Origin of the sequence: Pseudomonas lurida (assembly GCF_002563895.1) — a bacterium.
Classification (GTDB): Bacteria; Pseudomonadota; Gammaproteobacteria; order Pseudomonadales; family Pseudomonadaceae; genus Aquipseudomonas; species Aquipseudomonas lurida.
Genome location: NZ_PDJB01000001.1, coordinates 3,225,919 through 3,239,207 on the forward strand (window position 1 = coordinate 3,225,919; position 13,289 = coordinate 3,239,207).

Sequence of the window (13,289 nt, forward strand, 5' to 3'; positions counted from 1 at the left end):
GAGGTTTTTATAGATGCCGTTACGGACTCTGGAAACCTGGCCCCACGGCGCAATCATGCTGGACGCGCAACACACGCGTTTTGCCTTGTGGGCGCCAGACGCGTTTTATGTCAGCGTTGAATTGGAAAGCGGCAAGTCCGTCGCCATGCTGCCTCAGGCAGAAGGCTGGTTCGAAACAGAAATAGCGTGCCCGGCGGGCACGCGCTACCGCTTCAATATCGATGGGGAGATGGATGTACCCGACCCTGCCTCCAGGGCCCAGGCCTCGGATGTGCACGGTTGGAGCGTGGTGGTCGACCCACTCGCCTATCAATGGCGTCACAGCCAATGGCAAGGCCGTCCCTGGCACGAGGCAGTCATCTACGAACTGCACGTCGGCGCAATGGGGGGCTATGTCGGCATCGAGAAACACCTGCCACGCCTGGCTGAGCTGGGCATTACCGCGATTGAATTGATGCCTTTGGCGCAATTTCCCGGTGATCGCAACTGGGGCTACGATGGGGTCCTGCCCTACGCGCCCCAAGCCTCCTACGGTACTCCCGAACAGCTCAAGCACCTGATCGACAGCGCCCACGAGCATGGCCTGGCGGTGATCCTCGACGTGGTCTACAACCACTTCGGGCCCGACGGCAACTACCTGGGCCAGTACGCAACCGGGTTCTTCCAGGAAGACGTGCACACGCCATGGGGCGCGGGTATCGACTTCGATCGGCGTGAAGTCCGGGACTTCTTCCTTGATAACGCCCTGATGTGGTTGCTCGAGTATCGCTTCGACGGCCTGCGCCTGGACGCGGTGCACGCCATCGATAACCCGGATTTTCTCAAGGAACTTGCTCACCGTGTTCGCGAACAGGTGGACGCGGGTCGGCACGTCTGGCTGACGCTGGAAAACGAGCTTAACCAGGCCAGCCTCCTGCAGCACGATTTCGACGCGCAATGGAATGATGATTTCCATAACGTCCTGCATGTATTGCTGACCGGCGAAACCGACGCCTATTACCGCGATTTTGCCGAAGAACCTACCGCCAAGCTGGCCCGCTGCCTGGGCGAAGGCTTTATCTACCAGGGGCATACCACGCGGCATGGTCATGAGCGTGGTGAACCCAGTGCGCACCTGCCGCCGAGCGCATTCGTCGCGTTCCTGCAAAACCATGACCAGATCGGCAACCGGGCCCTGGGCGAGCGTCTGCATCAACTCTGCGCGCCGCAGGCATTGGAGGCTGCAACCGCCCTGTTGCTGCTCTCGCCGATGATCCCGATGATGTTCATGGGCGATGAGAACAACGCCAGCGAGCCGTTCCTGTTTTTCACCGATCATCATGGCGAACTGGCCGAAGCGGTGCGCGAAGGCCGACGCAATGAATTCAAGGATTTCGCGGCGTTCCAAGACCCGGAGCGACGCGAACACATCCCCGACCCCAATGCCCTGCCGACGTTTTTGCAGACAGCCCCAAGCTTCGACGAAAACGCGCACACCCAGCTTTACCGCGCGTTGCTGAGCCTGCGCCACCGCCACATCGTGCCGCATTTGCCTGGCAGCGTGGCCCTGGGTGCCGAGGTCTTGGCCGAGGGTGCCGTGACCGCCCGCTGGCGCCTGGGCGATGGCAGCGTGCTGCAGATCGACCTCAACCTGGGCACCACGCCCCTGGACCGCCCGGCAACGGCGCCTGTTCTTTTTGAAACGCCTGCCAACGCTGGCGCTCACCTGCCGCCGTACAGCGCACGCGTTACCTTATCCCCTGTTGGAGAGCACCCTTGAGCGAAGCGAACCTGGAAATCCTCGCCAGCCGAGCGGGCCTGGCCGTCGATTGGATCGACGCAAACGGCCGTCCGCAACGTGTGAAACCCGACGCCTTGCGCGCCGTTCTCAAAGGCCTGGGCCACCCGGCCGACACGGATGCCGAGATTGACGCCAGCCTGCTCGAACTGGAGCAGGTGCAACACGATAAACACCTGCCTCCCCTGCTGACGATCGACAGCGGAGAAGGCCTGGACCTGGCCCGTTACTTCGAACCGGACACCCCGTGTCGGGTCAGCCTCGAAGACGGCGAAACCCTGGAACTGCGGCTCGACGGCAACGCCGTCATGCCCGGCGTCATTGCCCTCGGCTATCACCAGGTGCATATCGCTGACCAGACCTTCACCCTGGCCGTCGCGCCGACGCACTGCTACAGCGTCGCCGAAGCGGTCGACACCCAGCCCGCGCGCGCCTGGGGCCTGAGCGCGCAACTGTATGCCCTGCGTCGCCTGGGCGATGGCGGCTTTGGCGACACCCTGGCCCTGGAGCACCTGGCGCGTTCAGCGGCTGAGCGTGGCGCCGAAGCCCTGGCGATCAGCCCGATGCACGCAATGTTCAGCGCCGACACCGGGCGCTACAGCCCCTATTCACCGTCCAGCCGGCTGTTCCTCAACAGTCTGTACGCCTCGCCGGGCTGCATCCTCGGTGAACGCGAAGTGCGCAATGCCATCGAGGCAAGCGGGCTTGCGGACGAGTTGCACGACCTGGAGCAACACAGCCTGATCGACTGGCCGGCTGCCGCCAAGGCCAAGCAGCGGTTGTTGCGTGCGCTCTATGAAGACTTCCGCCACGGTCACCACCCCCAACACGCCGACTTCCAGAGCTTCCGTCAGGCCGGCGGTGAAGCCCTGGAAAACCACTGCCGCTTCGAAGCCGTGCAAGCGGCCCGCGCAGCAGCGGGTGAAGACCTCGACTGGCGTCATTGGCCTGAAGACTGGCGCACTCCGCAGAGCCCGGCCCTGGCGCAGTTCGCCGAAGACAACCGCGATGAGATCGGCTACTTCGCCTTCAGCCAATGGCTGATCGCCCGGTGCCTTGAGCGCGCGCAACAAGCCGCGCGCGGCAGTGGCATGGGCGTCGGTTTGATCGCCGACCTGGCCGTTGGCGCCGACGGCGGTGGCAGCCAAGCCTGGAGCCGCCAGGATGAATTGCTCGCCAACCTCACCGTCGGTGCGCCACCTGACATTCTCAACCGTGCCGGCCAGGGCTGGGGCATATCCGCGTTCTCCCCCGAAGGCCTCAAGCGCCATGGCTTTCGGGCCTTCATCGAGATGCTGCGTGCCAACTTCGCGCATGCGGGCGGCTTGCGTATCGACCATGTGATGGGCCTGCAGCGCCTGTGGGTGATCCCCATGGACGCCTCGCCCAAGGAAGGCGCCTACCTGTATTACCCGGTGGACGACCTGCTGCGGCTGTTGGCCTTGGAATCCCACCGTCACCAGGCCATCGTTCTCGGTGAAGACCTGGGCACAGTGCCGGATGGCCTGCGCGAAAAACTGATCGCCCGCTCGATCCTGGGCATGCGTGTGCTGCTGTTCGAGCAAAACCACGATGGCCAGTTCAGGCCGATCCTCGATTGGCCCGACGACGCCCTCGCCACCACCAGCACCCACGACTTGCCCACCCTCAACGGTTGGTGGCACAGCCGCGATATCGACTGGAACATTCAGTTGGGCCTGATCGATGCGCCGACCGTGGAGCAATGGAGTGAGCACCGCCTGCGCGAACGCCAGGCCCTGCGCCAGGCCTTGAGCCAGGACCCGCAGAACTTCGTCGAAGAAATTCGCAATGAAACCGACCATATGATCGACGCCAGCGTGCGCTACCTGGGCCACACTCGCGCGCCCCTGGTGCTGCTGCCGCTGGAGGACGCCCTCGGCGTGGAAGAGCAGGCCAACCTGCCTGGCACCACCGACACCCATCCTAATTGGCGCCGCCGCCTGCCGGGTGAGGCGTCCAGCCTGCTCGACAATGCCGGCGCCGCCCGCCGCCTCGAACTGTTGGCCGTCGCGCGCAACCAAGCCTATGAGCGTGACCGATGAAAGCACTGCCCCTGCGCGCTACCCAGCGCCTGCAATTCCATAAAGGTTTTACCCTCGACGATGCGGTGCCCCTGGTGCCGTATTTCGCCCGGCTGGGGATCAGCCACCTGTATGCCTCGCCACTGCTCAGTGCCCGGGCCGGCTCCATGCACGGCTACGATGTGGTCGACCCCACCAGCGTCAATCCGGAACTCGGCGGTGAGCCGGCCCTGCGCCGCCTGGTTGCCGCGTTGCGTGAACACGACATGGGCCTGATCCTCGATATCGTCTCCAACCATATGGCCGTGGGCGGTGCCGACAACCCCTGGTGGCTGGACCTGCTGGAATGGGGGCGAATGAGCCCCTACAGCGAGTTCTTCGATATCCAGTGGCATTCGCCCGATCCTTTGCTCAAGGGTCAGTTGCTGATGCCGTTCCTCGGCAGTGACTACGGCGAAGCCCTGCAGACGGGCACCCTGACCTTGCAGTTCGATGCCGGCCACGGCACGTTCTACGTCGAGCATTACGAACACCGCTTCCCCATCTGCCCAAGGGATTACGCAGCGATCCTGGGCAATGACGCGCTGCTCCAGCCGCTGGCCGAGCGCTTCGGTGCCCTCGCCTACCAGGACGACGCCTACCATGAAGCGGCGTGGCTCAAGCAAGCGCTGGCCGAGCGCGCCACTGAGGTAATGCCTGCGATTGAGCAGCGCTTGAGTGCCTTCGACGGGCGCCAGCCTGAAGGTTTCAAGCGTTTGCACCACCTGCTGGAACAACAAGCCTATCGCCTGGCCAGCTGGCGCACGGCGGCGGACGACATCAACTGGCGTCGCTTTTTCGATGTCAACGAACTCGGCGGTCTGCGCGTAGAGCGCACCGCAGTGTTCGAAGCCACCCATGGCAAGATTTTCGAACTGATCAGCGAAGGCCTGGTGGATGGCCTGCGCATCGACCATATCGACGGCCTGGCAGACCCGCGCGGTTACTGCCGCAAGCTACGCCGTCGCGTGGATGCGTTGTCCCCCGAGCGGCATTTGCCGATCTTCGTCGAGAAAATCCTCGGCGAAGGCGAAACCCTGCGTGAAGACTGGCAAGTAGACGGCACCACCGGCTACGAATTCATGAACCAGCTGTCGCTGCTGCAACATCACCCGGACGGCTTCGCGCCCTTGGCCGAGTTGTGGACCCACCACAGCGAACGACCTTCGGCGTTTATCGAAGAAGCACGGCTGGCACGCCAGCAGATCCTCAATGGCTCCCTCGGCGGCGATTTTGAAAGCGTGGCCCAGGCCCTGCTGCAAGTGGCCCGCGACGATGTGATGACCCGTGACCTGACCCTCGGCGCCATCCGCCGGGCGTTGCAGGAATTGATCGTGCACTTCCCGGTGTACCGCACCTACATCAGCGCGCGCGGCCGCAGTGCTGCCGACGACACGGTCTTCCAGCAGGCCATGGACGGCGCTCGCACGACCTTGGGCGAAGGCGACTGGCCGGTACTGGAGCACCTGGAAAACTGGCTGGGTGGGCAGCCTTGGCGCAATCGCCCGGTGGGCCGTGAGCGCAAGATCCTCAAGCATGCGTGCGTGCGCTTCCAGCAGCTGACCTCGCCCGCCGCTGCCAAGGCCGTGGAAGATACCGCGTTCTATCGTTCGGCGGTGTTGCTGTCGCGCAACGACGTCGGCTTCAGTACTGAGCAATTCAGCGCACCACTGGCTGATTTTCACGAGGTCAACCAGCAGCGCCTGCAGGCCTTCCCGGACAACCTGCTGGCCACCGCCACCCACGACCACAAGCGCGGTGAAGACACCCGCGCGCGCCTGGCCGTGCTCAGTGAGTGCGCGCCGTGGTACGTCGAGCAGGTGGAGCATTGGCGCACCCTCGCCGCGCCATTGCGGGTCGATGCCAACGCGCCCTCAGCCGGCGATGAATTGATTCTCTACCAAGTCCTGCTGGGCAGCTGGCCGCTGGACCAGGGCGCTGACTTTGAAGGCTATCAGCAGCGCCTGTGGCAGTGGCAGCAGAAAGCCCTGCGCGAAGCCAAATTGCAAAGCAGCTGGAGCGCGCCCAACGAGGCGTATGAGCAAGGCGTCGAAGCCTTCCTGTCACGGCTGTTGCTCAGCGAGGAAGGCTATGCACTGCGCAGCGCCATCGGCGACGCCGCCCAGGCGATTGCCCCCGCCGGTGCGCTCAACGGCCTGGCGCAATCCTTGCTTCGCATCACCGTGCCGGGTGTGCCGGACCTGTACCAGGGCGATGAGTTCTGGGACTTCAGCCTGGTGGACCCGGACAACCGCCGTCCGGTGGATTTCAATGCGCGGCAACAGGCGTTGGACACCCCACCCGACATCGGCGAATTGCTGTTCAACTGGCGCGACGGGCGTATCAAGCAGGCGTTGATCGCTCAGGTACTGGCCTTGCGCAAAGCCCATCCCGAGCTGTTCCGCAACGGCGCCTATACGCCGCTGGAAGTGGTCGGCACACACGCCGGACGGGTCGTCGCTTTCTGTCGCGAACATCAAGGCAAACGCCTGCTGGTGGTGGTGCCACGCTGGTCGCATGACCTGCTTGAAAACGGTGTGCATCCCCAGATCAATGCGCAGGTTTGGGGCGATACGCGGGTGAAATTACCGTTCGCCGTACCAACTCAAAACTGGAAGGGACTTTTTCATACAGGCGCAGTCACACCAGACAAGGAGCTGTTGATCAGCACTGCCCTGGGGGATTTCCCGGTCAATGTCTTTATCAATCCTGATGATCAAGAAAGCTGAAATTTTCTGTGAGGAGCATTGTGATGAGTACTGAAGACAAACGCATACGCGAATTGGCGCATCAGATCTGGGAGTCTGAAGGCAAACCCCACGGCGAGGACGCACGACACTGGGAGATGGCACGCAAGCTGGCAGAAGCCGAAGCGTTGACGCCAAGCAAGCCCAAGGCCGCAGCCAAGCCCAAGCCAAGCGCCCCCAAGCCCCCCGCGAAAGCCAAGCCCTCCGCGCCGGCTGCCAGTAAACCAGCGCCACCGGCCGCGAAGAAACCGCCGGCACCGAAAAAGCCCAAGCCTTGAACCCAAGCCTCTTGCCGGCGCCGTCGGCAAGAGGTGATTTCATTTTCCAGATTGTCAGCTGAAATTTCGTCAGCACGGCCGCGTTCGGCCTGAAAAAAGACCTTTGCAGGAGCAACTCAATGAGCAAACCCGATAAAACCCCATCGACGCCGGGCAACGAGCCGTCGCGGATTCGTGAAGGTTTGCCCTTCCCGCTTGGCGCCACCTGGGACGGACTGGGCGTCAACTTTGCACTGTTTTCGGCCAATGCCACCAAGGTGGAGTTGTGCCTGTTCGATGACTCCGGCGAAGTTGAGCTGGAGCGCATCGAACTTCCGGAATACACCGACGAAACCTTCCACGGCTACCTGCCCGACGCCCATCCCGGGCTGATTTACGGCTACCGCGTGTACGGTGCGTACGACCCGGCGAACGGCCATCGTTTCAACCACAACAAACTGCTGATTGACCCCTACGCCAAACAGCTGGTGGGCGAACTCAAATGGTCCGAGGCGCTGTTCGGCTACACCATCGGCCACCCGGACGACGACCTGAGTTTCGACGAACGCGACAGCGCACCCTTCGTGCCCAAATGCAAAGTGATCGACCCGGCACACACCTGGGGCAACGACCAGCCGGTGCGTGTGCCGTGGGACCGGACAATCATCTACGAAACCCACCTGCGCGGCATCAGCATGCGCCACCCTTCGGTCGCCGAATCCGTGCGCGGTACCTGCGCCGGGTTGATGGAAGATGACGTGCTCAAGCACATTCGCCAGTTGGGTATTTCCTCGGTGGAACTGCTACCGGTACATGCCTTCGTCAACGACCAGCATTTGCTGGAAAAAGGCATGACCAACTACTGGGGCTACAACAGCATCGCGTTTTTCGCCCCTGACCCACGCTACCTGGCCAGCGGCAAGATCGCCGAGTTCAAGGAGATGGTCGCGCACCTGCACGAAGCCAAGCTGGAGGTCATCCTCGATGTGGTCTACAACCACACCGCCGAAGGCAACGAACGCGGGCCGACCCTGTCGATGCGTGGCATCGACAATGCCTCGTACTACCGCTTGATGCCGGATGACAAGCGCTTCTACATCAACGATTCCGGCACCGGTAATACCTTGGACCTGAGTCACCCGTGCGTGCTGCAAATGGTCACCGACTCCCTGCGTTACTGGGCGACGGAAATGCACGTCGACGGCTTCCGCTTCGACCTGGCGACTATTCTGGGCCGCTACCGCGACGGCTTTGACGAACGCCACAGCTTCCTCGTGGCCTGCCGCCAGGACCCCGTACTGCGCCAGTTGAAAATGATCGCCGAACCCTGGGACTGCGGCCCCGGCGGTTATCAAGTGGGCAACTTCCCACCCGGTTGGGTGGAGTGGAACGACCGTTTCCGCGATACCGTGCGCGCGTTCTGGAAAGGCGACGACAGCCAGTTGGCCGACTTCGCCGCACGCATGACCGCTTCCGGCGAGATGTTCAACCACCGTGGACGCCGCCCGTACAGCTCCGTGAACTTCATCACAGCCCATGATGGTTTCACCCTGCACGACCTGGTGTCATACAACGACAAGCACAACGAAGCCAACGACGAGAACAACCAGGACGGCAGCAACAACAACCTGTCATGGAACCACGGTGTCGAAGGCCCGACAGACGATCCGGAAATCAACGCACTGCGCCTGCGCCAGATGCGTAACTTTTTCGCCACGCTCTTGCTGTCCCAAGGCACTCCCATGCTGGTGGCCGGCGACGAATTCGCCCGCACGCAGCACGGCAACAACAACGCTTACTGCCAAGACAGCGAGATCGGCTGGATCAACTGGGACCTGGACGAAGACGGCAAGGCGCTGCTCAAGTTCGTCAAGCGCCTGATCAAGCTGCGCCTGGCCTACCCGATCCTGCGTCGCGGACGCTTCCTGGTGGGCGACTACAACGAAGACATCGGTGTGAAGGATGTCACCTGGCTCGCGCCAGATGGCAACGAAATGACCACCGAGCAATGGCAAGACAGCCACGGTCGTTGCCTGGGCATGTTGATGGACGGCCGCGCCCAGGAGACCGGCATTCGCCGCCCCGGTGCCGATGCCACCTTGCTGCTGGTAGTGAACGCGCACCACGACATGGTCAATTTCCGTTTGCCACCGGTGCCCGAAGGTGAGTTCTGGACGTGCATGCTCGACACCAACGAGCCGGCCGTGCGCGGCCAGGAACGCTTTGATTTTGATCACGAGTACGCGGTGACCGGCCGCTCGCTGCTGCTGTTTGAATTGCAGCGCGAAGACGAGGTGTGAAATGGCTTTGCATGGATTCCTTCAAGGCTTCCAGAGCTATGCGGATACGCAAGCCCTGGGCGCGGCCCTGAAGGCGCTTCAGGAGGAAGGCCTGGACCAACTGCCGTTGCCGGGAAGCGGCCAGACGCTGACGCGGTTCAGTCGCCTGGCCCAGGTGGCAGGGCATGATTTGCGGCTGTGCAAGCTGTTCGAAGGGCACACCGACGCCCTGGCGATTATCGCCGAGCTCCAAAGCCCCTTGCCGCCGTTGGGCAGCACATGGGGCATGTGGGCCGCCGAACCGCCAACGGCCAAGGTGCGTGTGCACCAGGAAGGCCAGCGCCTGCGGGTGCAAGGGCGCAAAGCCTGGTGCTCCGGCGCGGCGGTGGTCAGCCATGGGTTGTTGACCGCCTGGGACGAAGAGGATCGCCAGCAGTTGGTGGCGGTGCACATGGCTCAACCCGGCATCACCGTGACCGACGAAGGCTGGAACGCCGTGGGCATGGCCGCCACCGGCAGCGTCGAGATCGTGTTCGACGGCGCTTGGGGGCTGGCGGTGGGTGGGCCGGGCGACTACCTCGCCCGCCCCGGTTTCTGGCAAGGCGGAGTTGGTATCGCCGCCTGCTGGTATGGCGGCGCCCAACGCCTGGCGGAAGTCTTGCGCGAGCACTGCAGCAAGCGCCCCGAGCCCCATGCCCTCGCCCACCTCGGCGCCGTGGACAGCGCCTTGAACAGCGCAGCGTGCGTGCTGCGCGCCAGTGCCGAACAGATCGATCGTGAACCGAAGGCCAACGCCAGGGCACTGGCGCAGCAGAGCCGCGCCTGCATCGAAGACACTGTGGAGCAAGTGATACACCACGTCGGCCGTGCGGTCGGCGCAGGCCCCTATTGCAAAGACGCGCACTTCGCCCAGTTGATGGCGGACCTGCCGGTGTACGTGCGCCAGAGCCATGCCGAGCGCGACTTGGCGGGGCTTGGGGAAATCGTCGCCGGCGACGCCACAGGGAGGTGGCAGTTATGAAACCCAATCCGATTGTTGGCCAGGGCACACCGCTGCAGCACTGGCAGGCCTCATCTAAAATGGCGGAGCTGCCGCACATCAGCGTCGAGCAATTGGTTCCCGACGGTCACCGCGCCGTGATCATTGCTCCGCACCCGGATGACGAGGTGCTGGGGTGCGGTGGCCTGATGCAAGGGCTGGCGGCGTTGGGCCGGCCAATCCAGTTAATCTCTGTGACCGATGGCAGTGCCAGTCATCCCGGCTCGCGACGTTGGCCGGTGGAGCGCCTGAGCGTGGTGCGCCCCCAGGAATCTGCGCAGGCCCTGCATCGCCTCGGTTTGCCGCTGCACAGCCTGAAGTGGCTGCGCGCGGGGTTCTCAGACAGCCAGGTGGCGGCGCGGGAAGACGAACTCGCCGCGTTTATCCAGCGCTACCTCAAGCCCACCGATGTGGTGTTTACCACCTGGCGCGAAGATGGCCACTGCGACCACGAGGCCGTCGGTCGCGCGAGCGCCAGGGCATCACAAGCGGTCGGCGCGACCCTGTATGAATTGCCGGTATGGACCTGGCACTGGGCAACCCCGGAAAACAGCCTGGTGCCCTGGCACCGGGCGCGCAAGATTCCGTTGACCTGCGAAGCCGTGGCCCGCAAGCGCCATGCCATCCATGCATTTGCCAGCCAGCTGGAAGGCGACCCGCAGATCGGCCTGCCCCCTGTGCTTGCGCCGTATGTGGTGGAGCGCCTGTTGCAACCCTTTGAAGTGGTGTTCGTATGAGTGTGGCCACGCCTTATTTCGACCAGTTGTTCGCCGAAAACGATGACCCCTGGGCCTTTCGCCAACGCTGGTACGAACGCCGCAAACGCGCGATGACGCTGGCCATGCTCACGCGGCCTCGCTATGCCTCGGTGTTTGAGCCCGGCTGCGCCAATGGCGAGCTGAGCTTCGAGCTGGCGCCGCGCTGCGATCGTCTGTTGAGCTGCGACACTGCCTCGGCGGCCGTGGCCTTGGCACGCAGTCGGTTAGTGGGTTTCCCGCAGGCCGACGTGCAGCAAAGCCGGTTGCCCGAGCAGTGGCCGGCGGGGCAGTTCGAGCTGATCGTATTGAGCGAGTTGTGCTACTACCTCGACGCGGACGACCTGTGCGAACTGATCGACCGCGCCCGGGCCTCGCTGACCGCCGACGGCCAGGTACTGGCGTGTCATTGGCGCCCACCTATCGAAGGTTGCCCGCAAACCGCCGAACAGGTGCACGTCTTGCTCAACCAACGCCTGGATATGCCGCGGGTCGCCAGCCATCACGAACACGACTTCCTGCTCGACCTGTGGAGCCGCGATGGCACCTCAGTCGCCACTCTCGAGGGCCTGCGATGATCGGCATCCTGATTCCGGTGCACAACGAAGAGGCATTACTGGGCGACTGCCTGAAGGCTGCACGTGTCGCCGCTCGCCACCCGGGCTTGTTGGGGGAGGCAGTGACTATCCTAGTAGTGCTCGACAGTTGCACCGATGGCAGTGCCGCCATTGCCCGGTCCTTTCCGGTGCAGTGCCTGGAAGCCCAGGCACGCAATGTCGGGCATGTGCGGGGCGTAGGAGCACGGCACCTGCTCAATCTGGGCGCACGCTGGATCTCCTGCACCGACGCCGACAGCCGGGTGGCGCCCGATTGGCTGGTCGCTCAACTGGCGCTGGGCGTGGATGCGGTATGCGGCACTGTCACGGTGGATGCGTGGAGCGAAGGTTTCGAGCCTGCGGCGCAGATCCGTTACCACCAGGGGTACGAGGCGCGCGACGGTCATCGGCACATCCACGGCGCCAACCTGGGCGTGAGCGCCAGTGCCTACGTGCGCGCCGGGGGGTTCGAACCCCTCGCGTGCCATGAGGACGTGCAATTGGTGCGCAACCTTGAGTTGTGTGGTGCGTCTATCGCCTGGAGTCACACCCCGCAAGTGATCACCAGTGCGCGCCTGGACGCCCGCGCACAGGGTGGGTTCGGCGATTATTTGAAAAGCCTGATGCACGCCACTTAAAAAAACCGCGTTACAGAATGTAAAACCAGCCGATCCTTGTCTATGCTGAGTAGGCCTTGCTGGCATTCCAGGGTTGGGATGCCGTGCAACCACTGCGGCGGAGTCTGTGGTGGATAAAAGAGAGTCGTCCCGTCAACGGGGCACGACCCAGCGTCAATTGACAAGGATGTGAACCCCCATGAAGCTTGCTTCCTTAAGCGACGGCCGTCGCGGCCCTGCGCAAATCTGGAACAGCGCCCCGCAGCTGGCGCAGATCCCTCCCATCACGCCTACCTCACTGGTGCCACCGGGCGCACGTGTGGTGGTGATTGCACCCCATCCTGGCGACGAAGTACTGGCCTGCGGCGGCCTGCTGCAATTGCTCAGCACCCTGGAACACCCGTTGCAGTTGATCTCCATCACGGACGGCAGCGCCAGCCACCCAGGTTCCAATGTCTGGCCGGCCAGCCGCCTCAGCGTGGTCCGGCCCCAGGAAAGCGCCGAGGCCCTGCGTCGCCTGGGTATGCCGCTGCACAGCCTGAAGTGGATTCGCGGCGGGTTTTGCGATAACGGCCTCGCTGCCCGCGAACCGCAACTGAGCCAATTCATCGCGCGCTACCTGCAGCCCGGTGATGTGGTGTTCAGCACCTGGCGCAATGACGGCAATGACGACCATGACGCGGTCGGCCGTGCCAGCGCCAAGGCCTGCTGCCTGGTGGGCGCGCAGCTGTATGAACTGCCAATCTGGGCCTGGCACTGGCCCGCCCGTGAAGGGGCGATCATTCCCTGGCAACGGGCGCGCAAGGTGCGCCTGGACACGTGGAGCGTGGCGCGCAAACTGCACGCTGCCCACGCTTACGCCAGCCAGTTGGCCGGAGACCCGCAAATCGGCCTGGCGCCGATGCTGGCCCAGGTGTTGCTGGAGCGAATGCGCGAACCTTATGAGATCGTGCTTTCGTAACCCCCTCTGATCCCGACCTGTTATTTCTGACAGTAGCGGCGTGCCAGATGTGTGGCTATGGTGGAAAAAGCGCTGCACGGGTTCACGTGCAGTCGAGAAAGCCATGCCAACCCTTTGCCTTGGCCGGTGTTTTCAGAAACGGGTAATCGCTGTCCCCTGATCCGTATCGTGCGTCACGTT

General features: G+C 63.4%; 10 protein-coding genes. All 10 read left to right on the forward strand.

The window, feature by feature from the left end; all coding sequences use genetic code 11:
• Positions 1 to 13 precede the first annotated feature (13 nt).
• The 10 genes from treZ to ATH90_RS14560 all read left to right on the forward strand — a co-directional run bounded on the left by treZ (position 14) and on the right by ATH90_RS14560 (position 13,109).
• On the forward strand, positions 14 to 1,759 hold the full coding sequence (gene treZ / locus ATH90_RS14515; protein ID WP_098466586.1) for a malto-oligosyltrehalose trehalohydrolase: 1,746 nt from the start codon (positions 14 to 16) through the stop codon (positions 1,757 to 1,759).
• Positions 1,756 to 3,840 carry a 4-alpha-glucanotransferase gene (gene malQ / locus ATH90_RS14520; RefSeq protein ID WP_098466587.1) on the forward strand — a complete coding sequence of 695 codons (2,085 nt, stop codon included), beginning with the start codon at positions 1,756 to 1,758 and terminating at the stop codon, positions 3,838 to 3,840. The genes treZ and malQ overlap by 4 nt, the downstream gene beginning before the upstream one ends.
• Entirely contained in the window at positions 3,837 to 6,587 is a 2,751-nt protein-coding gene (locus ATH90_RS14525; protein ID WP_098466588.1) for a malto-oligosyltrehalose synthase, read from the forward strand. The genes malQ and ATH90_RS14525 overlap by 4 nt, the downstream gene beginning before the upstream one ends.
• A 23-nt stretch (positions 6,588 to 6,610) precedes the next feature.
• A complete protein-coding gene (locus ATH90_RS14530) occupies positions 6,611 to 6,883 on the forward strand; it encodes a DUF2934 domain-containing protein (RefSeq protein WP_034105022.1) in 273 nt (90 codons plus the stop codon).
• Positions 6,884 to 7,002: 119 nt separating this feature from the next.
• Positions 7,003 to 9,162 (forward strand): glycogen debranching protein GlgX, encoded by a 2,160-nt coding sequence (gene glgX, locus ATH90_RS14535; RefSeq protein ID WP_034105021.1) that lies wholly within the window; start codon positions 7,003 to 7,005, stop codon positions 9,160 to 9,162.
• 1 nt (position 9,163) lies between these two features.
• Positions 9,164 to 10,162: an acyl-CoA dehydrogenase family protein gene (locus ATH90_RS14540; protein WP_034105019.1), complete on the forward strand. Its 999-nt coding sequence runs from the start codon at positions 9,164 to 9,166 to the stop codon at positions 10,160 to 10,162.
• Entirely contained in the window at positions 10,159 to 10,917 is a 759-nt protein-coding gene (locus tag ATH90_RS14545) for a PIG-L deacetylase family protein (RefSeq protein WP_098466589.1), read from the forward strand. Before ATH90_RS14540 ends, ATH90_RS14545 begins: the two co-directional genes overlap by 4 nt.
• Positions 10,914 to 11,513 (forward strand): SAM-dependent methyltransferase, encoded by a 600-nt coding sequence (locus ATH90_RS14550; RefSeq protein WP_098466590.1) that lies wholly within the window; start codon positions 10,914 to 10,916, stop codon positions 11,511 to 11,513. The genes ATH90_RS14545 and ATH90_RS14550 overlap by 4 nt, the downstream gene beginning before the upstream one ends.
• The gene (locus ATH90_RS14555; protein ID WP_069023683.1) at positions 11,510 to 12,169 is read left to right on the forward strand and encodes a glycosyltransferase family 2 protein; all 660 of its coding nucleotides are present in this window, start codon (positions 11,510 to 11,512) and stop codon (positions 12,167 to 12,169) included. The genes ATH90_RS14550 and ATH90_RS14555 overlap by 4 nt, the downstream gene beginning before the upstream one ends.
• A 178-nt stretch (positions 12,170 to 12,347) precedes the next feature.
• Positions 12,348 to 13,109, forward strand: a complete 762-nt coding sequence (locus ATH90_RS14560; RefSeq protein ID WP_034105011.1) for a PIG-L deacetylase family protein — start codon at positions 12,348 to 12,350, stop codon at positions 13,107 to 13,109.
• The last annotated feature ends 180 nt before the right edge of the window (positions 13,110 to 13,289 follow it).

Bases quoted from the DNA above. Each gene is read 5' to 3' on its own strand.
- treZ (WP_098466586.1), top strand. From the start codon at position 14: ATGCCGTTACGGACTCTGGAAACCTGGCCCCACGGCGCAATCATGCTG.
- ATH90_RS14525 (WP_098466588.1), top strand. From the start codon at position 3,837: ATGAAAGCACTGCCCCTGCGCGCTACCCAGCGCCTGCAATTCCATAAA.
- ATH90_RS14530 (WP_034105022.1), top strand. From the start codon at position 6,611: ATGAGTACTGAAGACAAACGCATACGCGAATTGGCGCATCAGATCTGG.
- glgX (WP_034105021.1), top strand. From the start codon at position 7,003: ATGAGCAAACCCGATAAAACCCCATCGACGCCGGGCAACGAGCCGTCG.
- ATH90_RS14540 (WP_034105019.1), top strand. From the start codon at position 9,164: ATGGCTTTGCATGGATTCCTTCAAGGCTTCCAGAGCTATGCGGATACG.
- ATH90_RS14545 (WP_098466589.1), top strand. From the start codon at position 10,159: ATGAAACCCAATCCGATTGTTGGCCAGGGCACACCGCTGCAGCACTGG.
- ATH90_RS14550 (WP_098466590.1), top strand. From the start codon at position 10,914: ATGAGTGTGGCCACGCCTTATTTCGACCAGTTGTTCGCCGAAAACGAT.
- ATH90_RS14555 (WP_069023683.1), top strand. From the start codon at position 11,510: ATGATCGGCATCCTGATTCCGGTGCACAACGAAGAGGCATTACTGGGC.
- ATH90_RS14560 (WP_034105011.1), top strand. From the start codon at position 12,348: ATGAAGCTTGCTTCCTTAAGCGACGGCCGTCGCGGCCCTGCGCAAATC.